General features: G+C 62.5%; 24 protein-coding genes. 11 read left to right on the forward strand and 13 right to left on the reverse strand.

Annotated features, from left to right (window positions below; translation table 11 throughout):
• Nucleotides 1-609 (reverse strand): UvrD-helicase domain-containing protein (locus ACESMT_RS00525; RefSeq protein ID WP_372824196.1); only part of this gene is annotated, 609 nt, incomplete at its 3' end.
• Between the two features lie 23 nt (nucleotides 610-632).
• Here ACESMT_RS00525 and ACESMT_RS00530 point away from each other — a divergent pair.
• Together ACESMT_RS00530 and ACESMT_RS00535 are read left to right on the forward strand one after the other, a co-directional pair.
• A complete protein-coding gene (locus tag ACESMT_RS00530) occupies nucleotides 633-1,349 on the forward strand; it encodes a hypothetical protein (protein ID WP_372824198.1) in 717 nt (238 codons plus the stop codon).
• Between the two features lie 460 nt (nucleotides 1,350-1,809).
• A complete protein-coding gene (locus tag ACESMT_RS00535; RefSeq protein WP_372824200.1) occupies nucleotides 1,810-2,787 on the forward strand; it encodes a GMP reductase in 978 nt (325 codons plus the stop codon).
• Nucleotides 2,788-2,799: 12 nt separating this feature from the next.
• Here the strand turns inward: ACESMT_RS00535 and ACESMT_RS00540 are convergent, their stop codons facing one another.
• Complete coding sequence (locus tag ACESMT_RS00540) at nucleotides 2,800-3,675, reverse strand: alpha/beta hydrolase (protein ID WP_372824202.1); 876 nt, start codon at nucleotides 3,673-3,675, stop codon at nucleotides 2,800-2,802.
• A 136-nt stretch (nucleotides 3,676-3,811) separates the two neighbouring features.
• Between ACESMT_RS00540 and ACESMT_RS00545 the strand changes: the two genes are divergently transcribed.
• The 4 genes from ACESMT_RS00545 (at nucleotide 3,812) to ACESMT_RS00560 (ending at nucleotide 7,831) form a co-directional block, all read left to right on the forward strand.
• On the forward strand, nucleotides 3,812-4,504 hold the full coding sequence (locus ACESMT_RS00545; protein WP_372824204.1) for a GntR family transcriptional regulator: 693 nt from the start codon (nucleotides 3,812-3,814) through the stop codon (nucleotides 4,502-4,504).
• 18 nt (nucleotides 4,505-4,522) lie between these two features.
• Nucleotides 4,523-5,404, forward strand: coding sequence for a phytanoyl-CoA dioxygenase family protein (locus ACESMT_RS00550; protein ID WP_372824206.1), 882 nt, complete (start codon nucleotides 4,523-4,525; stop codon nucleotides 5,402-5,404).
• 108 nt (nucleotides 5,405-5,512) lie between these two features.
• Nucleotides 5,513-6,871, forward strand: a complete 1,359-nt coding sequence (locus ACESMT_RS00555) for an NAD(P)H-dependent oxidoreductase (RefSeq protein WP_372824208.1) — start codon at nucleotides 5,513-5,515, stop codon at nucleotides 6,869-6,871.
• A gap of 63 nt (nucleotides 6,872-6,934) precedes the next feature.
• Complete coding sequence (locus ACESMT_RS00560) at nucleotides 6,935-7,831, forward strand: NAD(P)-dependent oxidoreductase (protein ID WP_372824210.1); 897 nt, start codon at nucleotides 6,935-6,937, stop codon at nucleotides 7,829-7,831.
• 60 nt (nucleotides 7,832-7,891) lie between these two features.
• On the opposite strand, the gene ACESMT_RS00565 is transcribed toward ACESMT_RS00560, so the two are convergent.
• Together ACESMT_RS00565 and orn are read right to left on the reverse strand one after the other, a co-directional pair.
• Nucleotides 7,892-9,880 (reverse strand): DEAD/DEAH box helicase, encoded by a 1,989-nt coding sequence (locus ACESMT_RS00565; RefSeq protein ID WP_372824212.1) that lies wholly within the window; start codon nucleotides 9,878-9,880, stop codon nucleotides 7,892-7,894.
• 389 nt (nucleotides 9,881-10,269) lie between these two features.
• Nucleotides 10,270-10,833: an oligoribonuclease gene (gene orn, locus ACESMT_RS00570; RefSeq protein WP_372824213.1), complete on the reverse strand. Its 564-nt coding sequence runs from the start codon at nucleotides 10,831-10,833 to the stop codon at nucleotides 10,270-10,272.
• Nucleotides 10,834-10,868: 35 nt separating this feature from the next.
• Between orn and ACESMT_RS00575 the strand changes: the two genes are divergently transcribed.
• From ACESMT_RS00575 to rsgA, 3 genes are read left to right on the forward strand one after another with little or no spacing between them, the layout of a single operon-like run.
• The gene (locus ACESMT_RS00575; RefSeq protein WP_372824215.1) at nucleotides 10,869-12,155 is read left to right on the forward strand and encodes a M48 family metallopeptidase; all 1,287 of its coding nucleotides are present in this window, start codon (nucleotides 10,869-10,871) and stop codon (nucleotides 12,153-12,155) included.
• Nucleotides 12,152-12,469: a 4a-hydroxytetrahydrobiopterin dehydratase gene (locus ACESMT_RS00580; protein WP_372824217.1), complete on the forward strand. Its 318-nt coding sequence runs from the start codon at nucleotides 12,152-12,154 to the stop codon at nucleotides 12,467-12,469. The genes ACESMT_RS00575 and ACESMT_RS00580 overlap by 4 nt, the downstream gene beginning before the upstream one ends.
• Nucleotides 12,457-13,413 (forward strand): ribosome small subunit-dependent GTPase A, encoded by a 957-nt coding sequence (gene rsgA / locus ACESMT_RS00585; RefSeq protein WP_372824239.1) that lies wholly within the window; start codon nucleotides 12,457-12,459, stop codon nucleotides 13,411-13,413. The genes ACESMT_RS00580 and rsgA overlap by 13 nt, the downstream gene beginning before the upstream one ends.
• A gap of 109 nt (nucleotides 13,414-13,522) precedes the next feature.
• Here rsgA and ACESMT_RS00590 read toward each other — a convergent pair whose 3' ends face one another.
• The 6 genes from ACESMT_RS00590 to rpsP all read right to left on the reverse strand — a co-directional run bounded on the left by ACESMT_RS00590 (nucleotide 13,523) and on the right by rpsP (nucleotide 17,610).
• Nucleotides 13,523-14,530, reverse strand: coding sequence for a CobD/CbiB family protein (locus ACESMT_RS00590; protein ID WP_372824219.1), 1,008 nt, complete (start codon nucleotides 14,528-14,530; stop codon nucleotides 13,523-13,525).
• 51 nt (nucleotides 14,531-14,581) lie between these two features.
• Complete coding sequence (locus ACESMT_RS00595) at nucleotides 14,582-15,277, reverse strand: CoA pyrophosphatase (protein ID WP_372824221.1); 696 nt, start codon at nucleotides 15,275-15,277, stop codon at nucleotides 14,582-14,584.
• 69 nt (nucleotides 15,278-15,346) lie between these two features.
• Complete coding sequence (gene rplS, locus ACESMT_RS00600) at nucleotides 15,347-15,712, reverse strand: 50S ribosomal protein L19 (protein ID WP_372824223.1); 366 nt, start codon at nucleotides 15,710-15,712, stop codon at nucleotides 15,347-15,349.
• 131 nt (nucleotides 15,713-15,843) lie between these two features.
• On the reverse strand, nucleotides 15,844-16,623 hold the full coding sequence (gene trmD / locus ACESMT_RS00605) for a tRNA (guanosine(37)-N1)-methyltransferase TrmD (protein ID WP_372824225.1): 780 nt from the start codon (nucleotides 16,621-16,623) through the stop codon (nucleotides 15,844-15,846).
• A gap of 136 nt (nucleotides 16,624-16,759) precedes the next feature.
• Nucleotides 16,760-17,335 carry a ribosome maturation factor RimM gene (gene rimM / locus ACESMT_RS00610; protein ID WP_372824227.1) on the reverse strand — a complete coding sequence of 192 codons (576 nt, stop codon included), beginning with the start codon at nucleotides 17,333-17,335 and terminating at the stop codon, nucleotides 16,760-16,762.
• Nucleotides 17,336-17,349: 14 nt separating this feature from the next.
• On the reverse strand, nucleotides 17,350-17,610 hold the full coding sequence (gene rpsP / locus ACESMT_RS00615) for a 30S ribosomal protein S16 (RefSeq protein WP_296924601.1): 261 nt from the start codon (nucleotides 17,608-17,610) through the stop codon (nucleotides 17,350-17,352).
• Nucleotides 17,611-17,783: 173 nt separating this feature from the next.
• On the opposite strand from rpsP, the gene ACESMT_RS00620 reads away from it, so the two are divergent.
• Both ACESMT_RS00620 and ACESMT_RS00625 read left to right on the forward strand, forming a co-directional pair.
• Complete coding sequence (locus tag ACESMT_RS00620; RefSeq protein ID WP_372824229.1) at nucleotides 17,784-18,332, forward strand: N-acetyltransferase family protein; 549 nt, start codon at nucleotides 17,784-17,786, stop codon at nucleotides 18,330-18,332.
• An 11-nt stretch (nucleotides 18,333-18,343) separates the two neighbouring features.
• A complete protein-coding gene (locus ACESMT_RS00625; protein ID WP_372824231.1) occupies nucleotides 18,344-18,805 on the forward strand; it encodes a hypothetical protein in 462 nt (153 codons plus the stop codon).
• A 433-nt stretch (nucleotides 18,806-19,238) separates the two neighbouring features.
• On the opposite strand, the gene ACESMT_RS00630 is transcribed toward ACESMT_RS00625, so the two are convergent.
• From ACESMT_RS00630 to ACESMT_RS00640, 3 genes are all read right to left on the reverse strand, one after another.
• Nucleotides 19,239-19,892: a 3'-5' exonuclease gene (locus ACESMT_RS00630; protein ID WP_372824233.1), complete on the reverse strand. Its 654-nt coding sequence runs from the start codon at nucleotides 19,890-19,892 to the stop codon at nucleotides 19,239-19,241.
• Complete coding sequence (locus ACESMT_RS00635) at nucleotides 19,889-21,802, reverse strand: DUF294 nucleotidyltransferase-like domain-containing protein (RefSeq protein ID WP_372824235.1); 1,914 nt, start codon at nucleotides 21,800-21,802, stop codon at nucleotides 19,889-19,891. Before ACESMT_RS00635 ends, ACESMT_RS00630 begins: the two co-directional genes overlap by 4 nt.
• A gap of 616 nt (nucleotides 21,803-22,418) precedes the next feature.
• A partial coding sequence (locus tag ACESMT_RS00640) for a TonB-dependent receptor domain-containing protein (protein ID WP_372824237.1) occupies nucleotides 22,419-22,849 on the reverse strand: 431 nt, incomplete at its 5' end.

Consider the following 22,849-nt stretch of genomic DNA (forward strand, 5'->3'; position numbering starts at 1 on the left):
CAACTCATAACTGCGCAGCATCAGTTCACCAAAATCAACCACGCCCTCTCGCTGGCACTGCTCTTCGTACAGCGCATAAATTTCGGCTTTTTTACGGGTTTCTTCATCGCGCACCACCACGTCTTTGGCGCGCTGGCCGTCTTCCTTGCAGCCGGCGATGAACCACATCAGCTGTTTGGGCGGGAAGCGCTCGTCGTCGATGTTGAACTGCTTGCACAGGCGCTTGATCGCCGAGAGCTGGTCCTGCGTGTCCAGGATCTGGAAGGTCGACGGCAGGTTGGCCAGCTTGTAGTGCGCGCGCAGAAAGCGGTTGCACAGGCCGTGGAAGGTACCAATCCACATGCCGCGCACATTGACCGGCAGCATGGCCGACAGGCGCGCCAGCATCTCCTTGGCCGCCTTGTTGGTGAAGGTGACCGCCAGAATGCCGCCTGAAGACACCTGGCCGGTCTGTAGCAGCCAGGCGATGCGAGTCGTCAGCACCCGGGTCTTGCCGGAACCGGCGCCAGCCAGAATCAGTGCATGGGTGCTGGGCAGTGTGACCGCTGCGAGTTGCTCCGGATTAAGATTCTGTAAGAGTGGGGAGCTTGGTGCGACTTCTGAGAACATCTTCCCATTGTAGAAAGCCTCTGATGCCCTCTCTGTTTGCCTGTCGAGTGTCCGTTTTGATGACCGTTCTGCTGGCGGCTGGCCTGGTTCGGCCTGCCGTGGCCCAATCCTCCTGCGCCAGCGACGGCCAAAGCCGGCCCGTCGGACTGGTCGAGCGATTTATCAGTGCCGATTGCCGCGACTGCTGGGCCGATCCGGCCGCGGCAAGGGCGCGCCCGCGCGAGATCGCGCTGGACTGGATTTTTCCCGGCACCCAGGGCGAGGACGCGCCGCTGTCAGCGGTGGCGACCCGTGACGGCCTCAAACGCCTTCAGGCACTGGGCATAGCGCCCCCTGCGGGCGGCAGCAGCCGCAAGACAAACATGACCCGTGCGCCGGGCACACTGCGGGTCGCCCACGGTCTGCCGGTCTCTGGATATGTCGGCGCATCCCTGGAGTACAAACAGGTCCCATCGGATGCAGCGGGCCAACCCTGGAGCGCCTGGCTGGCGCTGGTGGAAGCCATTCCCGCTGGTACCGAAGGCACGCCGGTCGCCAGAAATCTTGTCCGAAACCTCATCCAGCCCTTATGGAACGGACGCGAGCAGCTATCAAAAAAAGAGCATATGCGCTTCATCGAATCACGTTCCATGGACATTCCGCCTGGCATGAACACCGACCGGCTGCGCGTGATCGGCTGGGTGGAGGATGCGCAGGGGCGCATCGTTGCCGCTGCGCAATCACGCTGCGCCGTCCGGTAAGCGCATCAGCCTTTGCATGTAGCGGCTATATCCGCCAGGGCCGCGCGCGCGCCCGCAGAGCGCTTAGAATCGGCCACCGGGCCCAAGCAATTGCGCCCGGTTTTTTGTTTCCGCAGTGCTGTGGAACAAACGCCGGTCCAGTCCAAGTGCCGAAGGATGCTCTGCCTAACTCCCGCCATGCGCGTTCGGGTCCACAACGGGATGATTTGCTCGCCAACGCGCCGCATCGTGTGCCCGAAGGCACACGCTAGGGGTTTGGTGAGGAAAGCGCCCGTTTTGGTCCGAACCCGAAGGGGCGTGGTTTTGCGGGCGATCCGCTTCGTTACAAAACCAGGCAAGGCCGCCAGCCTTGCCTTGGGTTTTGTGCCTCGCGGCTCATCCCACAAAAGCCCCGCCGCGCGCGGCGCGAGCTAGGCAGAGCATCCTCAGTTATCAACAGCCTTGAAGGAGCTTGGGGACCATGGAAATTTTCGACTACGACAACATCCTGCTGCTACCGCGCAAATGCCGCGTGGAAAGCCGCTCGGAATGCAACGCCAGTGTCGAACTGGGCGGCCGCAACTTCCGCATCCCGGTCGTGCCGGCCAACATGAAAACCGTGATCAATGAAGAGCTCTGCGTCTGGATGGCGCAGAACGGCTACTTCTATGTGATGCACCGCTTTGACCTCGACAACCTCGCTTTTGTCAGGCGCATGGCGGCCGCTGGCGTGTATGCGTCGATCTCCCTGGGCGTCAAGAAGGCGGACTACGACACGGTGGACCAGCTTGTCGCCGAGGGCCTCGTGCCCGACTACATCACCATCGACATCGCGCACGGCCATGCCGACACGGTGCAGCGCATGATTGCCTACCTCAAGCAAAAACTGCCGTCCTCGTTTGTGATTGCCGGCAACGTCGGCACCCCCGAAGCCATCATCGATCTCGAAAACTGGGGCGCAGACGCGACCAAGGTGGGTATCGGTCCCGGAAAGGTATGCATCACCAAGATGAAAACCGGCTTCGGCACAGGCGGCTGGCAACTCTCGGCGCTCAAGTGGTGCGCCCGCGTGGCGACCAAACCCATCATTGCCGATGGCGGCATCCGCGAACACGGCGACATTGCCAAGTCGATCCGCTTCGGCGCGACCATGGTGATGATTGGCTCCATGCTGGCTGGCCTCGAAGAAAGCCCTGGCAAAACCGTCGAGGTCGATGGCAAGCTCTTCAAGGAGTACTACGGCAGCGCGTCAGACTTCAACAAGGGTGAGTACAAACACGTCGAGGGCAAACGCATTCTGGAACCCGTCAAGGGTTCTCTGGCCGACACGCTGCGTGAGATGGAAGAAGACATCCAGAGCGCCATCAGTTATTCGGGTGGCACCAAACTCATGGATATCCGCAAGGTCAACTACGTGACTCTGGGCGGTGACAACGCGGGTGAACACCTGCTGATGTAGCGGCCCGCCAGCTCAGGCGGTCGCGGCGACCAGTTGCAGCGCCAGCTGATGCAGGCGGTGTCCGGGTTGCACCAGCGCCTCAACGATGCTGAAGTGGTTCAGCCCCAGCAGGGCCTCACGCACCGGCACCACACGCGGGCCCCAGGCTTTCTCGATCAGCGCGTTGTGGCGCAAAAATTCGGCGCTCTCGTCGGCACCGGCCACGGTGAAGAACACGCCGTTTTTCGGGGGTGGCAGCCAGGCCGGGCTGGCCAGCGCCACCTGGGCGGGCGTCAGCCGCAGCGAGTCTTTCAGGAACGGGGTGCGCATGACGGACTCCAGTTCATACAGGCCCGAGATCGACAGCGCGTTTTTCACCAGATCTTCCGGCAAATCCCTGGCGTGCACAGCCCACAGGCAAGCCAGCATCATCGCCGCCAGATGGCCCCCTGCAGAGTGTCCGACGACGGTGATGCGGTTCGGGTCGCCGCCAAACCGCGCCACGTTGCGGTAACTCCAGGCCAGCGCCCTGACCAGCTGCAGCGTGATTTCTGGAATCGTCACCGCAGGGCAAAGGTCGTAGTTGGGAATCACCACGCAAGCGCCGCTAGCGCTAAAGGGCGGCGCGACAAACGAGTGCTCGGATTTATCCAGCGAACGCCAGTAACCCCCGTGGATAAACACCAGGACCGGTGCGCCGCCTGCTGCGGTTTGCGCCGCCTGCGCGGCGGGAAAAATGTCAAGCTTCTCACCACTGCTCTGGCCATAGGCGATGTCCAGGGTACAGCGCTGCGAGGCACGCGCCTGGGCCGACGTCGCGGCCCAGCGGCTGAAATGCGCGGCGTGTTCTGGCACCAGCGCGCGGTTGTTGTACATGCGGTCCAGCCAGGCGGGATCGGGACGGATCATGGTCGCTCCTGAAATGAGAAAGTGGGGAAATAAAAGCTGACCCATGTTGTCACAGACCGGCCAAACCTTGTGCGCCCGGGTAAACCCGCTACCGGTGCAGATCCCATTATCGTATTCTGTATACAGAGTACATGCCATGCAAGCGCAACTGATCAAAATCGAATCCTCGCCAGATCTGGTCGACCAGGTCTACCGCAGCCTGCTGGATGCCATCAGCGAAGGTTCTCTGGCGTCGGGCGCACGCATCACGCAGGAGGACATTGCCGAGCAGTTGGCGGTGTCGCGCCAGCCGGTGCTGCAGGCGCTGCGGCTGCTGAAAAAAGACGGCTTCGTGCTCGACGCCCCTGGCCGCGGCGTGCTGGTCGCGCCGCTGGACGTGGGCTGGCTGACGCAGATTTACCAGGTACGCAGCGCACTCGATGCGCTGGCAGCGCGACTGGCGGCGCATGCCCGCTACCGGATGGACCCGGCACTGATCAGCCAGGGCCGCGCCGCTGCCCGCAGCAACAAGGTCAAAGCCATGATGGCGGCCGATGCGCGGTTTCACGGCGCGATCTACACCGCCTCCGGCAACCCCCTGATTGCCCAAAGCGCCCAGCTTCACTGGCACCACATCCGCCGTGCCATGGGCGCTGTGCTGCAGGTGTCCACCATGCGTGACTCGATCTGGGACGAACACGAGGCCATCGCGAACGCCATTGCAGACGGCGACGCGGCGAGCGCAGAAAACCTGATCCGCCAGCACGGCGAAGACGCCAGCCGCAATCTTGCCCGCCTGCTGTCCACCGCCCTGTACCCCGCCCCACCATCCACCGCCCTGCCCGCCTGACACAACCCGGAGACACGCATGAACCTGACCCCCGAACAATTGGCCCAATTCGACCGCGATGGCTACCTTTTTTTTCCAGGCCTCTTCACGCCCGAAGAGACCCAAAACCTCAATGACGCCGTGCCCGAGTTGTACAGCCGGCGCGAGGACTACAACGTGCGCGAAAAAGGCAAGGACGCCGTGCGCACCAACTTCGCGGCTCACATGTACAGCGAGCCTTTTGCCAAACTCGGCCGGCACCCGCGCATGATCCAGCCCGTCGAGGAACTGCTGGGCGAAAAGCTCTACATGCACCAGTTCAAGATCAACGGCAAGATGGCCTTTGAAGGAGATGTCTGGCAGTGGCACCAGGACTACGGCACGTGGCTCAATGACGACATGATGCCGACCGAACGCGCGATGAACGTGGCGATTTTTCTCGACGACGTGACCGAACACAACGGCCCGCTGATGTTCATCCCCGGCAGCCACAAAAAAGGCGTAGTCGATGCCAAACACGACCTGACCACCACCAGCTACCCCTTGTGGACGGTGGACAACGATTTGATCCGCCAACTGGTGCAGCGCGCCGGTGGCAAGCATGGCGGCATCGTCAGCCCCAAGGGCCCGGCCGGCTCGATGATTCTGTTTCACTCCTGCCTGGTGCATGCCTCGGGCAGCAACCTCTCGCCCTTCAACCGCGTCAGCGTCTATCTGAGCCTGTGCGCAGTCAGCAACCACATCCGCCGCCACAAACGCCCTGAGTACATTGCCCACCGCGACTTCACCCCGATTGAGTGCCTGCCGGACGACTGCCTGCTCAAGGACTACCCGGTAGACCTGCCCTGGAAGAACGGCGTGCCGGCCACGGCGCTACAGACTTCGATGGATGAGATCGTGCCTGAACGCAGGGCCGCCTGAACCTTCACTGCACGTCATGCTGGCGTTCATCCGGTATCCATGCTCGTCAACCCCTTCCCTTCTTCAACATGAATTGCGGATCAAGCCCGCAATGACAGGACATTCTCAATGAACTTGTTTTCCAAACTCCAGCAGCGTGCCGCAGACAACAAGCCCGTTCGCATCGGCCTCATCGGCGCGGGCAAGTTCGGCTCCATGTATCTGGCGCAAATCCCGAAAACACCGGGCGTGCATCTGGTGGCGATTGCCGACCTGTCGCCCGACGCGGCCCGTACCAACCTCGCGCGCGTGGGCTGGAATCCGGCCCTGACCCAGGCAGAATCTGCGGCAGCAGCGATCAAAACAGGAGCGACCTGGATCACCGACGACTGGCGGGCGGTGGTCACGCACCCCCAGATCGACATCATCGTGGAGTGCACCGGCAACCCGATTGCGGCGGTCGAGCATTGCCTGCAGGCGTTTGCGCACGGCAAACACGTGGTCAACGTCACGGTCGAGGCCGATGCCTTCTGCGGCCCCCTGCTAGCACGCAAGGCGGCACAAGCTGGCGTCGTGTATTCACTGGCCTTCGGCGACCAGCCCGCGCTGATCTGCGACCTGGTGGACTGGGCCCGCACCTGCGGCTTTCCGGTCGTGGCGGCGGGACGCGGCCACAAGTGGTTGCCGCACTTCTCTGAATCGACACCTGAGACCGTCTGGGGCAACTACGGTCTCACACCCGAACAGGCCGAACGCGGCGGGCTGAACCCGAAAATGTTCAATAGCTTTCTCGACGGCTCCAAGCCTTCGATCGAATCCACTGCCGTGGCCAACGCCACCGGCCTGACCGTGCCCAGCAACGGCCTGCTGTATCCGCCGGCCAGTGTGGAAGACATCCCTTTTGTGACACGACCTATTCAAGAGGGCGGCGTGCTGGAACGCAAGGGCATGGTCGAAGTCATCTCATCCCTGGAAGCCAATGGCCGCAAGATTCCCTATGACATCCGCATGGGTGTCTGGGTCACGGTTGAGGCCGAAACCGACTACATCAAGAACTGTTTTGAAGAGTACAACGCGCACACCGACCCGAGCGGGCGCTATTTCACGCTGTACAAGCGCTGGCACCTGATCGGGCTGGAGGTCGGCGTCTCAGTCGCCAGCGTCGCACTGCGCGGCGAGCCGACCGGCGTGGCCACCTGCTGGAATGCCGACGTCGTGGCCACCGCCAAACGCGATTTGAAGCCCGGCGACATGCTGGACGGCGAAGGCGGCTACACCGTCTGGGGCAAGCTGCTGCCGGCCGACACCTCAATGAAGATGGGTGGTCTGCCGCTGGGCCTGGCGCACAACGTCAAGGTCGTGCGCGCTGTCAAAAAAGGCCAGAGCCTGAGCTGGGCCGACGTGGCCATGGACACGTCCACCGATGCGTACAAGGTGCGCCACGAGATGGAGAACATGTTCTCGCCGGCCATGAAGCAAGCTGCCTGACAGCCTTCCCGTGATTGCGTGCCCCATGATGGCGGCACCCCACCCCCATTGTCTGAAATTCCCATGAGCACAACCAGCAGCCCGGCAATCCCACGCATCGCCTTTCTCGGCACAGGCAGCATGGGGCTTCCCATGGCCAGGCGCCTGTGCGAAGCCGGCCACGCCCTGCAGGTGTGGAACCGCACACCAGCCAAGGCCACCTCATTGACCGCGCGGGGGGCAGTGGTCCACACCCAGGCTGCAGCTGCAGTGAAGGACGCCGACATCATCGTCGGCATGCTGGAAAACGGCGCGGTGGTGGAAGACGTTTTGTTTGCCCAGGACGTGGCCTCCGCCATGAAGCCAGGCGCGCTTTTCATCGACATGGCATCCATCAAACCACGCGAGGCACGCGACCACGCGGCGCGCCTCGGCGCCATGGGCATTGCCCACATTGACGCGCCGGTTTCGGGCGGCACGGGCGGCGCCGAGCAGGGTACCCTGGTCATCATGGCCGGCGGCAAGGAAGCTGAATTCGAGCGCGCCCTGCCCGTCTTCCGCATCTTCGGGCGCGCCACCCATGTGGGCTCACACGGTGCGGGGCAGCTCACAAAACTCGCCAACCAGATGATTGTCGGTATCACCATAGGCGCGGTGGCAGAAGCCTTGCTGTTTGCCACCAAGGGCGGTGCTGACATGGCCAAGGTCAGGGAGGCGATCACCGGCGGCTTCGCCGACAGCCGCATCCTGCAGGTGCACGGCGAACGCATGGTCGAGCGCGACTTTGCACCGCGCGCACGCATGGCCATCCAGCTCAAGGACATGCGCAATGCACTGGCGACAGCCGAGGAAATCGGCTTTGCCGCGCCGGTCACCACCTTGTTCGAGCAGTTGTATGCCGACGGCATCAGCCACGGTCTCAGCGACCTGGACCACGCCGGCCTGTTTGTAGAACTGGCCAGCCGCAACGGCATGAGCTGACGAAGCGTATGCCCATAAAAAAAGCCCGCAGTCTGCGGGCTTTTTGTTGTTGGGCACAAATCAGCGTGCGGGGCGAGCCGGGCGCTTGTGGGCGTCACGCGGCACAAACACCTTGCCTGCCGGCTTGGAAAACGCTGGCTTGCGATCAGCAAAGTCACCACGTGGTGCTGACGAAAAACCTTCCGAACGGCCACCGCCAAAGCCGCCACGATCACCACCACGGTCATCGCGTTGGGCGAAGCCGCCGCTGTTGCCATTGCCGCCGCCGAAGTTGCCGCGGTCATCACGGCGCGGGCCGCGGTCGTTGAAACCGGAGCGCTCTGCATAAGCAGGACCCTGGGGCGCCGGGCGTCCCTGGAAAGGCGCGCCGCCGCGGTCGTCACGGTTGCCGCCGAAGCCACCACGGTCAGCGCCACGATCAGCACCACGGTCGCCGAAGGCAGGCTTTTTGCCGGCATAACCGCCACCAGCACCACCACCAAAACCGCCCGAAGGCGCGCGGTCGTTGCCGAAACGGCCACCACCACCGCCGCCAAAGCTGCGGCCACCGCGGTCACCACCAAAATTGCCGCGCGGACGATCCGAGGTCGGTGCGAAGCGCTGCTGCGGCTCCAGACCGGCAATCACGCTGGGCTTGAGGTTTTGCTGTGTGTAGTGCTCGATGTCCTGGATCTTGCGGCGATCGCGGAACTCGGCAATCGTGATCGCCTTGCCTTCGCGGCCGGCACGGCCGGTGCGGCCGATGCGGTGCACATAGTCTTCGGCTTTCATCGGAAGGCCGTAGTTGATCACGTGGGTGATGGTCGGCACATCCAGACCACGGGCAGCAACGTCGGTCGCCACCAGAATCTGCACGCGACCATCGCGGAAAGCCATCAGGCGGCGGTTGCGCAGGCCCTGGCCCAGGGCGCCATGCAATGCCACGGCGCTGAAGCCATCCTGCACCAGGTCGTTGGCCAAGCCGTCGCACTCGACCTGGGTGCAGGCAAACACGATGGACTGGTTCATGGTGTCATCGCGCAGCGAATGGTCCAGCAACTTGCGCTTGTGGGTCATGTTGTCGGCCCACAGCAGCGACTGCGTGATCGATGCATGTTTTTCATGCGGCGAGTCGATCTCGACACGCTGCGGCTGGCGCATGACACGCGTGGCCAGCTGCATGATGCGCGGCGCAAAGGTAGCGCTGAACATCATGGTCTGCTTGCGCTCGATGGTGAGCTGGTTGACTTCGGTCAGGTCGTCGGCAAAGCCGAGGTCCAGCATGCGGTCGGCTTCGTCCACGACGAGAAACTGCACCTGGTCGAGCTTGATCTGCATGCTGCGCTGCAGGTCCAGCAAACGGCCGGGCGTGGCGACCACGAGGTCGGCATTTTGCAGCTTGGCAATCTGCAACTGGTAAGGAATACCGCCAACGACGTTGGCAATACGCAGGCCACGGCAATGACGAACCAGATCAATCGCGTCGGCGCAAACCTGCTGCGCAAGCTCGCGGGTCGGGCACAAAATCAGCGCGCCAGGTGTGGCGGCCTTGAAGTTGCGCGCATTGGTCGGGTCCTTGCGCTTGGGCTTTTTCAGCGGGGCTTCGCCGCGGGCAATCGCCTCGGCGCTCAGGCGTTCAAATTCAGCGCGTTCGTTGCGCTCGGCTGCTTCCTGCTGCTTGAGCAGGGTGTGCAGCACGGGCAGCAGGAAAGCCGCCGTTTTGCCGCTGCCGGTCTGGCTGGAAACCAGCAGGTCGGTGAATTTGGCTTTCGGATCGTTTTTCGCTTCCTGGTCCAGCGCCTGCATGGCTTTGGGGATGGTCGCCATCTGCACGGCGGTCGGCTGGGTAAAACCCATGTCGGCCACAGCCTGCAGCAGCTCCTTGGCCAGGCCCAGCTTCACAAAGCCGTTGGGCTCGGGAGCGATCGCATCCAGCGAAGTTTCCGCAGCGTCTGGCGCGTCGGAAAAATCAGCCAGTACATGAATGTCCGTATCGGAAACGATATCGGTCATGGAGTCGGTATTTGCTTCGGCCAAAGAATCGCCGCGAGCCTCAAAAGAGTCAGTCATGTTTTTCTCACTAAACACTTGTCCGCGCTGCCACGCTTGTGGTGTGGGCGGGCGAACAAGAAACTACCACCTGCCGCGTAGCGGAAGGCTTCGTTCATGGTTAATAAAACATCAACCATCAAACGAAGATTTCGGCTCAAGTGATTCCGGTGAACCGGTACCTGAAGCGATGGCCCTGTTGGTAGGGCCCAAAAGTGTGAGGTAGATGTACAAATGCGGTGCACCCGGTGCATCCGTCAAGCCATCGATTATTGCATGGATTACGGGTTTACACCAGTCCGGCCTGCCGAAAAGACCCTGCCAGCGAGTTGTGCTGGTTATGCGCCTGGATCATTTGCTCTCTTTTTGATAGCTTAGAGCGCCCATTTCACATGGGCTGGAGGCCAAAATCACTTCAAGAAATGGGTCCGGTAGTGCTCCAGCTCGTCAATCGATTCATGCACATCGGCCAGCGCCGTATGGCTTTGCTGCTTCTTGAATGCGTTGTACACCTCGGGCCGCCAGCGTTTGGCCAACTCCTTGAAGGTGCTGACATCGATGTTGCGGTAATGGAAAAAGGCTTCCAGTTTGGGCATGTATTTGACCAGGAAGCGCCGGTCCTGGCTGATGGTGTTGCCGCACATTGGCGAGTTGCCCTTGGGCAGGTACTTCGCCAAAAAGGCCAGCAGCTCCTTTTCGGCATCTTCCTCGGTCACCGAGCTGGCCTTGACCTTGTCGATCAATCCGCTGCGGCCATGCGTGCCCTTGTTCCAGTTGTCCATCTGGTCCAGCAGTTCGTCGCTCTGGTGAATCACCAGTACCGGGCCCTCAATGCGCGGCGTCAGTTGCGGGCCGGTCACGACCACGGCGATTTCAATGATGCGCTCCTTGTCCGGGTCCAGCCCGGTCATCTCGCAGTCGAGCCAGACCAGGTTTTGGTCGGATTTTTTGAGTGTGGATTCAGATTCAGACATCTTGCGATTCTCGCTGATCGCCTAAACTTAGATCCATGACCGACCATTCACTGCTTCTCACCCTGCTGTTCTCAGCCGCCCTGGTGCTGGGGCTGCTCACGAAGTTTTACCTGGCCTCGCGGCAGATCCGCCATGTCGCAAGGCATCGCGGCGACGTGCCGGCAGCTTTTGCCGGCACCATCTCGCTGACTTCGCACCAGAAAGCCGCCGACTACACCGTCACCAAGGCCCGCTTTGGCCTGCTGGAGCTGGTCTGGGGCGCTGCGGTGCTGCTCGGATGGACATTGCTGGGCGGCATCGACGCCCTGAATCAGGCGCTGGCTGGCACCGGCCTGGCCGCCTACGGCAGCCTGGTGCCGCAGCTGGCGCTGCTCGCTGTTTTCGGCCTGATCAGCGGCCTGCTGGACCTGCCTTTCACGCTGTACAGCACCTTCCGCATTGAGGAGCGCTTTGGCTTCAACAAGATGACCTTCAAGATGTGGCTGGGGGACCTGCTCAAATCCACGCTGGTCGGTGTGGTGGTCGGCCTGCCCATCGTGGCGCTGATCCTGTGGCTCATGGGCAGCACCGGCAGCTGGTGGTGGCTGTGGGCCTGGGGTGCCTGGATGGCGTTCAACTTGCTGATCCTGGTGCTGTACCCGACGGTGATTGCGCCGCTGTTCAACAAGTTCCAGCCGCTGGAAGACGAAACCCTCAAGACGCGCGTGACGGCGCTGATGCAGCGCTGCGGCTTCGCGGCCAAGGGCCTGTTCGTGATGGACGGCAGCAAGCGCTCGGCCCATGCGAATGCCTATTTCACCGGCTTTGGCGCTTCCAAGCGCGTGGTGTTTTACGACACCCTGCTCAAGCAGCTCAGCCCCAGCGAGGTCGATGCGGTGCTGGCCCACGAGCTCGGGCATTTCAAGCACAAACACATCATCAAGCGCATCGTCTCCATGTTTGCCATGAGCCTGGCGGGTTTTGCGCTGCTGGGCTGGCTGTCTACGCAAGTGTGGTTTTATACGGGGCTGGGCGTCAGGCCAAACCTCAACGGCAGCAACGACGCGCTGGCTCTGCTGCTGTTTTTGCTGGCAGTACCGGTTTTCAGCTTTTTCGTATCACCACTCTTTGCGCTGTTTTCGCGCAAGCATGAATTCGAGGCCGACGCCTATGCCATTGCACAAACCGATGGCAAGGATTTGCAGAGCGCCCTGCTCAAGCTTTACCAGGACAATGCCAGCACGCTGACACCGGACCCGGTGTTCGTGAAGTTTTACTACTCGCACCCGCCGGCTTCCGAAAGGCTGGCCCGCATGGGGCCCGCGACCGGAGCGACGACATGAACCCTGTCCACCAAAACCGGCGCGCCCTGAGCGCGACCGAAATCGTCACGCAACTCAGCCAGCTCAACGGCGAGCAGCCCCAAGGCTGGCGGCTAATGGATGGTTCGCTCGAAAAGACCTACAGCTTCAAGAATTTCCACGAGACTGTGGGTTTTGCCAATGCCGTGGCTTTTATCGCCAATGCCGAGGACCACCATCCCGATCTGGCCCTCAGTTATGGCAAATGCACGGTACGTTTCAACACGCACGACGTGAACGGCATTTCGGTGAGCGACTTTTTCTGCGCGTCAAAAGTTGACGCATTGCTGGCTTGACCACTGTTTCTTCCGCCGGAACCTTGCCCGGCCTGGTGGTAGCCGGCTTCGGTCGGCATTGCCTGGTGGAGACGGCAGAGGGCAAACGTGTCATTTGCCACCCGCGCGGTAAAAAAAGCCAGGCGCTGGTCGGCGACCGCGTCCAATGGCTGCCTTCCCAGGACGAAGGCACGATAGAAAAGGTGGAAAAACGCAGCAATCTGTTTTACCGGCAGGACGACATGCGTACCAAGTCGTTTGCAGCCAATCTCGACCAGGTCCTGATCCTGATCGCGGCCGAGCCGGAATTCTCGGAAAGCCAGCTCACACGCGCTCTGATCGCCGCCGAAGCCGAACGCATCACGCCCATCATTGCGCTCAACAAAAGCGACCTGGCCGAGCCCTTCGGGCGCGCCTGGGCCAAGCTGGAACCCTACCGGGCCATGGGCTACCAGGTGTTGCCGCTGGCGATCAAGCCAAAAACCGACACGCCGGTGGCCAACGATGCCCAGACAGCGCAGCTGCGCGATCTGCTGCGTGGCAAAAAAACGCTGGTGCTGGGCCCTTCGGGCGCTGGCAAGAGCAGCCTGACCAACCTGCTGATCCCCGGTGCGCAGGTGCTGACGGCCGAAATATCGCAAGCCCTCAATTCGGGCAAACACACAACCACCAGCACCACGCTCTACTGGCTTGACGACGCCAGAACCAGCGCGCTGATCGACTCGCCGGGCTTCCAGGAGTTCGGCCTGCACCACGTCGACCCCATGCACCTGGCCAACTACATGCCGGATCTGAAAGTCCATGCGCAGGACTGCAAGTTCTACAACTGCACGCACCTCCATGAACCCGGTTGCGGCGTCATTTCAGAGACGAAAAAAGGCTCCAGCCCTCACGGAATAAGCGCGAGCCGCTATCGTTTGTATAGCGAATTATTTGACGAGCTGTCGCAGGCGCCGCGGTACTGAGCAACCCATTCCTTTTCTACAGCGTTCGTGAACGCGAAGGCGAAGCGACAACAGTGCAGACGTACGGCGAGCGAAGCCGACAAAGTGCACGGATGATTTAGAAATGGAATCAGCCCAGCAGGCGTGCCAGCGTCAATAAGGCCAGCAGCACCATCCAGAGCACCACCGAGCGCCACACCAGCCCCACGATGCTGCGCAAATGCGCGACTTCCGGCTCACGCCCGGGTGTGCTTTCTGTCGCCACCGGGCCGCCCGGCTCCAGACCACTGGCCTGGAAACCCTGCGAGGCATCCGGCGCAAACGCGGCTTTCAGAGCCTCACCACCCAGGCGCACGTTGACCGCACCCGAGGTGGCCGCGAGGATGACGCCGTCGTTGTGGTTCTCCGGCCCGGCGGGTTGGCGTTGCGCGTAGTTGCGCCAGCCGTCGATGGCATCTTCAAAACTGCCCGCCACCGCGAAACCCAGGGAGGTCAGCCGCGCGGGCACATAGTCGATCAGGTGCCAGGCGCGCGTTGCCGCGTCCTGCAGCGCCGGGCTAGCGCCATCGCCCGCCGCCTTGCTTTTGTGCAACCAGTAGCGTGAAACGAATTCGCTCAAGCGATAAAGCACGGCACCGGCCGGGCCCAGGCCCAGCGCCGCCAGCACCGAAAACCAGGCCAGCACACCAAACACATGGCGGTGCGCGGCAAGCACCGAATACTCGATCACATGCCGGACAATCTCGCTGCGCGGCAGTTCACTCGCATCGACCTGGCGCCACTGAGCCAGCAACTCGCGCGCCGCCGCTTCATCCCCATCGTCGAGCGCGTCGCGTATGTCGGTGAAATAGTGGCTGAACTGGCGAAAGCCCAGCGTGACATACAGCACGGCCACGCTCCAGACAAAAGCCAGCACCGGATGAACGCTCCACAGCAGCCAGTGGACAGCCAGCGTGACCAGCGCCGGAACGACCACGGCCATGAACCAGACGACCCAACCGTGCGCCGGCTTGCCGGCGTCCAGACTGTGGCTGGCCCAGCGCGCCCAGCGGCGCAGGCTGGCATGAATGCGGTTTCCACGCGCCAGCGGGCGGGCCTGTTCAATGATGAGGGCGAACAAAACAGCAAAAAAACTCATAGGGAATCATACTGCCCCCACGGTCACGCACTGCCGAATCTATCCGGATCGTCAGGCGATCAGGAAGCGGTAAAGGTTGCGCAGCATGCCGGCGGTGGCGCCCCAGATGTAGCGCTCCTTGCTATCGTCTGCGTCGGCACCGGTGTAAGGCATGGACAGCCACTGGCGCAACACGCCCTCAAACTCATGCTCATGGCGCTGGTGATGCGCCGGATTCATCAGGTAGCGCAGCGGAACCTCAAAGATGTCGGCCACCTCGAACGGATTGGGCTGCAGCGCAAAGCCAGGCCGCACCAGCGCCACCACCGGCGTGATGATGAAGGCGGTGCCGGTCACATAGGTCGGAAGAATGCCCAGCACCTCCACATGCGTGCGGTCCAGGCCGATCTCTTCATGGGCTTCGCGCAGCGCGGTGTCCACCGCATCGTGATCGCTGTCGTCGGTCCTGCCGCCGGGCAGCGCGACCTGACCCGAGTGGGTGGTCATGTTGTCGGCACGCTCAGTCAGCAGCAGGGTCAGTTCGTCGCGCATCACCAGCGGGATCAGCACCGCCGCCAGCGCCGGTTCGCGGTCGGAGAACTTCTTCTCGACACTGTGCTCCGGTGTCCAGAGCGGCGGGTGCCGGAAGCGCTGGCGCAGCGACTCGGGCGTCATCGCGTGCGCCGGCACGTCTGACAGATGGGTGTCCACCCCGATCACCGGGATGGTGCGGGGATCGAATTTCGGCAGGGGTTTGGTGAAGCTCATGCGAGGCAAAGCGTAGCAGGCATAAAAAAGCCGCTCCGGGGAGCGGCTTTTTTAAGGGGTGAACCGCTTTTATGCAGCTTTGGCACCCAGTTTTTCCTTGATACGCGCCGACTTGCCGCTGCGCTCACGCAGGTAGTACAGTTTGGCGCGGCGCACGTCACCACGACGTTTGACTTCAATCTTGGCGATCAGCGGGCTGTAGACCTGGAAGGTCCGCTCGACGCCTTCGCCATTGGAAATCTTGCGCACAATAAAGCTGGAGTTCAGGCCGCGGTTGCGCTTGGCAATCACCACACCTTCAAAGGCCTGGATACGCTTGCGTGTGCCTTCAACCACATTGACGCTGACAATCACGGTGTCGCCGGGGGCATACACGGGAATGGTCTTGCTGAGGCGGGCAATTTCTTCCTGCTCAAGGGTCTGGATCAGATTCATGATTTATTCCATCTAACTTTTTCGTTCATACACGCGCTGCACTAAGGACCGCAAATCCATGGACACATCAAGGATGGTCAGAATGGTTGCAGTGGCCGCCAGAGGACCGAAAAGCCCACGATTATAGCAATTCAGGCGTCTTGGTCGGGGTTTTCGACCAAATCTCCAAGAAAAGCCTCGTCACCGTCGCTCAATCGGCCCGCCATGCGCGCCTTTTGAACGAGTTCGGGACGGTGGCGCTGGGTCAGGGCCAGCCGTCGGTCGCGGCGCCAGCGCTCGATGTGCGCGTGATTGCCTGACAACAAGGTAGCCGGCACCGCCTGATCGCGCCAGACCTCGGGCCGTGTGTAGTGGGGGCAATCGAGCAGCCCATCCAGCGCAGGGTTGAAACTGTCGAGCTGGTGGCTGCCTTCGTCATTGAGCACGCCGGGCTGCAGGCGCGCCACGGCGTCCAGCAGCGCCATGGCCGCAATTTCCCCGCCGGACAGGACAAAATCGCCCAGACTGATCTGCTGGTCCACATACGTGTCGATGAAACGCTGGTCCAGGCCCTCGTAGCGCCCGCAAATCAGCACCGCCCCGGCGCTGGCCGACCAGGCTGCCACGCTGGAGTGGTCCAGCACGCGACCGATTGGTGAAAACAGCAACACCGGCGCCTGCTGTCCATCCGGCCCGGCACGCCCGGCCCGAATGGATTCCAGGCATCGCGCCAAAGGTTCAGCCATCATCACCATGCCGGGGCCGCCACCAAAAGAGCGGTCATCGACGCGGCGGTAGTTGCCCTCGGCAAACTCGCGCGGGTTCCAGAGCTGGACCTCGACCAGGCCGGATTCATAGGCGCGTCGTGTCACGCCGCTGGTCAAAAACGGCGCAAAAAGCTCGGGGAACAGGGTGATGACGTCAAACCGCATGGGATGTATTTTGCGTCACGAAGCGGTTGCCGTCTTCCCAAACCAGGAGGGGCCGCGGAACCGGCTCCGCCGGGCCGCAGGCGCAGCGCCCCCGCGGGGGGCAGAGAGCTACGCGAAGCGAGCGAACGTGGGGGCTCTAGTAATCCGGCTGCCAGTCCACTGTGATGGTCTTGCCCGGCAGATCGACAGCATCCACGTAAGTGGCCACAAAGGGGATCATGCGCTCCAGCGCCTGGCCATCTTCGGTGTACTCGACACAGAGCACGGAATGCGGGCCGGTCGCCATCAGGTCTCGCACGCAGCCCAGCGCAATCCCTTCGCGGTTGACCACGTTCAGCCCCAGCAGGTCCACCCAGTAGTACTCCTCCTTGCCGGCTTTCGGGAAACTGCTGCGCGGCACAAAAATACGCGCGCCGCGCAAGGCTTCAGCCGGCGTGCGATCGTCGATGCCCTCGAATTTGGCCACCACCGCGCCGGAGTGGATTTTGGATTCGCCGACGGTCAGGATCACCGTGCCGGAAAAAGCATCAAAGCCTGGCCGGTGCTTGGCCTCGGGCGGCTGGAGAAACCAGCGGCCGGAAGAAAAAAGCGCCTCGGACGAGGCGCTGTGCGGCAGGATTTTGACCCAGCCCTTGACGCCCCAGGCATCAAGAATGCGCCCGACTTCAACCGCATCGCCCGGCAAACCGGACGGCTCAAGGCCAGGCAGCATTTAAACCTCTATGCTCAGGCAGCTTTGGGGGCTGCGGCAGCGCCCTGCTTGACCAGGCGTTCCACGGTGGGGGACGCTTGTGCGCCCACGCCGAGCCAGTGGGTCAGGCGGTCCTGCTGAATGCGCAGACCTTCTTCGCCGCCCTTGGCAATCGGGTTGTAAAAACCGATGCGCTCGATGAAACGGCCATCGCGGCGGACGCGTTTGTCAGCCACAACGATATTGAAAAAAGGACGGTGTTTGGAACCGCCGCGTGAGAGTCGAATGACGACCATGATTTATCCTTCGGGTGGTGGGGCGAAAACAATCACCCCAAAATGTTCCTGCAGCGCTTGAGACACACGACATGGCACCCGGCCAGCGAAATGCTGCAAAGCCGCAGATTATAACCCGCGCCCTGAAATACCCTTCAACCTGCCCCTCCGGCCCTCTTTTCAAGTTCCCAGATATGCCCCTGATACGACCCAGCCGCGAAGAAGACCTGCCCGCCATCACCGCGATTTATGCCCACCACGTGCTGCACGGCACCGGCACCTTTGAAACCGAACCGCCCAGTGCCGCCGACATGGCCGCCCGCCGGGCCGACGTGTTGTCCAAAGGCCTGCCCTACCTGGTCGCCGAAGAAGCAGGGAGCGTCGTCGGTTTTGCCTACGGCAACTGGTTCAAGCCCCGGCCAGCCTATCGGTATTCGGTGGAGGACTCGATCTACCTGGCACCCGATCTGAGCGGCAAGGGCCTGGGACGCGCCCTGCTGTCGGAACTACTGGCGCGCTGCGAGAGCGCCGGCATCCGCAAGATCATGGCCATCATTGGCGACTCGGCCAACGCCGGCTCGGTCGGCCTGCACCGGGCACTCGGCTTCACCCAAGTGGGTGTGGTTGAGTCGTGCGGATGGAAGTTCGGGGCCTGGCGTGATATCGTCATCATGCAAAAGACGCTGGGTGCCGGCGACACCTCGCCGCCCCCGGACGCCGCGCCGTCCCCCCCTTCACGCTGATTGCTTCCCCGATGACAAACAAAAACAAGACACTGGCGTCCCTGCTGGCGTTTGCCGGGGGTCAATTTGGCCTTCACCGCTTCTACCTGTATGGCCTGCGTGATATCTGGGCCTGGTTGCATCCTGTCGCTGCCGCACTGGGCTGGTGGGGCATTGAACGGGTCCGCACGTACGGGCAGGACGACCAGCTTGCGTGGGCCTTGATACCGCTGCTCGGCTTCACCCTGGCCGGCACGGCCTTGACAGCGATTTATTACGGACTGATGGCGCCCGAAAAGTGGAACGCACGGCACAACCCGTCTGCAGCGCCGGACGCGCCCATGGGCAGGACCAACTGGCTGACCATAATCGTGATCGTGCTGGCACTGCTGTTCGGCACCATCGCGCTGATGTCCAGCATTGTTTTCAGCTTTCAGCGCTACTTTGAATACCAGGTGGAAGAAGCCCGCAAGATCAGCCAGCCGGGGAAATAGAGCCCCCACGTTCGCTCTACTAGCGTGTAGCTCTCTGCCCCCCGAGGGGGCGCTGCGCCTGCGGGCCGGCGGAGCCGGACCTGCGGCCCCGGCTTGAAAAGAAAAGAGAGCCCACGTTCGAGGCCCCCACGTTCGCACCTGGCGCCAGTGGCTGCCCATCGCCGATTGGGCCAGCGTCGCACCAAACAGCAACAAGGCCAGCGGCCTGAAGTCGAGCTGCTCGATGTGGACCTGGCGCATGGTGCGAAACAGCAGCACCGGCATGGGCACCAGAAACACCAGGGTTTCATGGTATTTTGTGCCTGTAGCCCCTATACAGCCTGCGCTGCCAGCTATAAAATCAATAGCAAGCAAAAACACCACAGGAACCAGGGACACAAAAACCGGCCAATTTTTGCGGCGATCTTGTCTGTGCCTGCCGTAACTCCGGTCCTCAGGCGCGCGCGATCCAGCGTTGCTGGGCGGCGAGTTTTTCGACATCACGCCAGCGCTCGCACTGTCCGGCCATTTGCGGCCAGATGCGCAGCAGCAGTTCGCATTCGGCCAGCGTGTCCGCCGCCGCCTGGTGCCGGTTGGCGCAGCTGATGCCGAAGTGACGCAGCCATTCATCCAGGGCGCGCGCCCTCACCTTTTCGTGGGTCACGGCACACAGTTGCTCGATGTCCACCCAGCGGTTGGGCAGCCCTGTGCCCAGGTGCTCAAGCACAAAACGCCCGATCATGGCCTGGTCGAAGGGCGCATGAAAAGCCAGCAGCGGCGAGCTGCCGACGAAATCGGCAAAGGCGCGCAGCCCTTCGGGCATGGGCATGCCTTCGCGCTGGCGCTGCAGCCCGATGCCGTGCAGCAGGATGTTGTCTTTGGCCGATACCGCCTCGGACTGGCGTAGCACCACTTCAAAACTGTCGCCCGGCGCGATGGCGATGCGTTGGCGCGGCCAGTCCACCTGTACGGCGATGGCGGCAATCGCCAGCAACTGGTCGCGCTGCGGATCCAGTCCGCTGGTTTCCACATCGAGCACCACCCAGCGGGCCTCGTCCACGGCGTGCAGTCTGCCCAGGCGCTTTTGGAACCAGTCGGTCCAGCTCATCGGTCAAAGTCCAGCTGCAGGCGCTGCTGCAGCGACCGCGCCACCCGAAAAGACTCGCGCAGGATGCGCCGGTCAATATCGTTCAGGCTGGCAACCTTCAAATGGTTGGGCTGCTGTGGCGCTGCCGTGCCTTCAAGCTGTATGCGCAAGCGCAGCGTCTGCAAAAACTCAAAGCCGCTGACCCAGGTCTGGTACTCGGGTGCGGGTAACCCCAGCCGCGGACCGACGGCCTCCAGCCGCTCACGGGTGCTGGTGGCGGTGACGCCGTGGCTCAGCGAATAAATACGCGCCACATCCACAAAAATCGCAGCGCCCTGCAGCTTGAGGTCGATCATCCCCGCGTCATCCACGGCGATGCTGCCGGTCCAGTTCAGCGGCGCGCTGCGCAACAGGGCATTGACGGCCAGTTGCTTGATAAAGCGCGGCGCCCGGCGCGCCGCCTCAGTGATTTCCGTCCGCAGGCTGTGCGCCAGCGCGCTGTCCCCCGCCAGCGCGCGAAAGTCAAAATAGATGCTGGCATTGAGCAGGTCATGCGGCGCGCCATGTTCTACCCACTGTGCAAAACGTTCGCGCCACTCGCGCAGCGTGAGGCAACAGGCTGGCTCGCCGGCCATGATGCCGCCCCGACACAAAGGGAAACCACAGGCATCGAGCGCCAGATTGACATCGCGCGCAAATCGCAGCGCCGCCTCGCGCTGCTCGGGCGTCGTGTCGTCCGGCAGGATCAGCGCGTTGTCCTGGTCGGTGGAAATGGTCTGCTCGCTTCGCCCTTCCGAGCCCAGCGCCAGCCAGCACAGGCGGCTCAGGTCCAGGCTGTGCGCCTGTGCCTTGATCTCAAGCAGCCGTGCGGTGAGCACATCGTTGAGGTGGCTGATCAGCGCCGTGAGCTGGCGCGCATGCACGCCCTGGCCCAGCAGGCTGTGCGCAAAGCGGCGTATGTCCAGCGCCACCAGCTTGAGCATGTCCACGTCAGCGGCTGAACGGATCGAGGTGCTCACCTGCTTGAGACTCAGGCGCTGCATGGCAAACAGGTCACGCTCGGAAACCATGCCAACCGCCACACCATCGCGAGTGACCGGTACATGCCTGATGCCGTGTTTGCTCATCAGCAGGGCCGCATCCAGCGCGGTGTCGTCGTGCGTGAGCGTGTGCACTGGCTGCACCATCACCTCGGCAATCGCGGTTTCCAGCGGCAAGGCCGGCAGCGTGACCCGGCCGAGGATGTCATAACGCGTGAGGATGCCCAGCGGCCGGTCCTGCGCATCGGTAACCAGCATGGAGCCTATGCGCTGCTGGTGCATCGTGGCCAGCGCCTCGCGCAGCGGCGTATCGGGGCGGCAGCTCACCGGCGCCTGACGCGCCACCTCGCCCAGCGGCGTCTCCAGCGACTGCTCGGCCAGCGCCTGCGATGCATAAGCCACCTGCAGCGCGCGCCGCGAGAGGTCCAGAAACTTGAGGATGCGCCGGTTCAAAAAATCGGCGAACGGCGGACTCAGTACCGACAGCGCCTGCATCGCCTCCAGCGGCAAGGTCAGCACAAAGGTGTCCGCCACCGCCCGGTAGGTAGCGGTCACCGCGCGCTGAGCCACGGCTGCACTGACGGGAAACAGCTCGCCCGGTTCGTAATGAAAGGCGCCGCCCGACAGCTCGGCCAGCCCGCGCTCACCGATGACCGCGCCCTGGCGTATGAAAAAGAGATGTTGGACCCGTCCGCTGTCGGGCTCTATCAGCAACTCGCCCGGCGCGTAGTAGTTTTCCTGGGAATGGCTCAGGAAGAAATCGACGTCCCCCGCCTGCATCTGCGCAAACGGCGGGTGCCGCATCAGCTCGTGGCGCAGGTTGGCCAACAAGCTGCTGGACGGGCTCAGGTCGGCGCTGAGCTGGGAAAGAGGCTGTTCTGCATCCGTCACGGGCGTCTCCTGATGTTTGAAATCCATTATCCGGGAAGGATGGGCTTTGGTGCTGATGCAGCGCAAACAGCTGCAGCGATGGCGTACATGCTGTTACGGCGGAACCCGTCGGAAACTGTGGCAGCTTGCGGACGTGGTTGTGCTTCCAGCAAGCCGGGTCTCGCCCCGGCGGGCGAGGCACTTTGTCTTTGCTTCGCCAAAGAAAAGTACCCAAAAGAAAGGCGACCCGATGGTCTGGGTCCCCTGCGCTGCGCTACGGGGCAACCTGTGGTGCTCGCCGAAAACGGGGTCGAGCTCGAACTCGCCTTTGGCTCAGACAATCGCTCGCCCTGATCCATTTTCGGCTGCGCTCCTCGGCCCAGCCCGACGGGTGGCGGAGAAGGCAAACATCCAAATACCAATACCGAACTCCCCTCCGGAGTGCAGAAAGCGCGCAGCGCTTACTGGACGGGAATCCCAAGCGGCGGTCATGTTTGCACGCGGGTGCAGCACACGCGGCCACATGAGGCTCCCTTCTCTCGCCCAGCGGGGCGAGGGAAGGGCGGGGGGTTGGGAGTGGGGAGTTAGCCCTACTGTCCAAAAAAGACCGCCAGCGCAGCGTGATGCAACAACATCCTTAGAAACTTGCCTGCAACCCGACCTTCAGACTACGCCCAGGCAGCGGCGCTTTCGGAAACGCCGTACTCGTCAACACCGAGGTCGCACTGTAGGCCAGCTTGTCGGTGATGTTGTCAAGCCGCGCGTACCACAGCAGCGATGCAGGCCCTGCCTTTACACGGTAAGACGAACCCGCATTCCACAGCGTGTAAGCCGGTGTCGTCCCCACCGGCGGGGCTGGCACCCGTTTTTGTGCGGCCAGGTGGTCAAAGCCCACACTGGCACCCCAGGGCCCATTGGCCCACAGCAGCGACGCACCGACGCGCCACGGCGCAATACGCGGCAGCGGCTGACCATTGCTCAGGTTGGTAGCGCGTACCGCATCACCTCGCAGTGCCAGGTCCAGCTGCGAGGCCCCCTCCAGCAAACGGATGTTGCCGCTGGCCTCAA

It is taken from the genome of Polaromonas sp. (genome assembly GCF_041689105.1).
Taxonomy (GTDB): domain Bacteria; phylum Pseudomonadota; class Gammaproteobacteria; order Burkholderiales; family Burkholderiaceae_C; genus Polaromonas.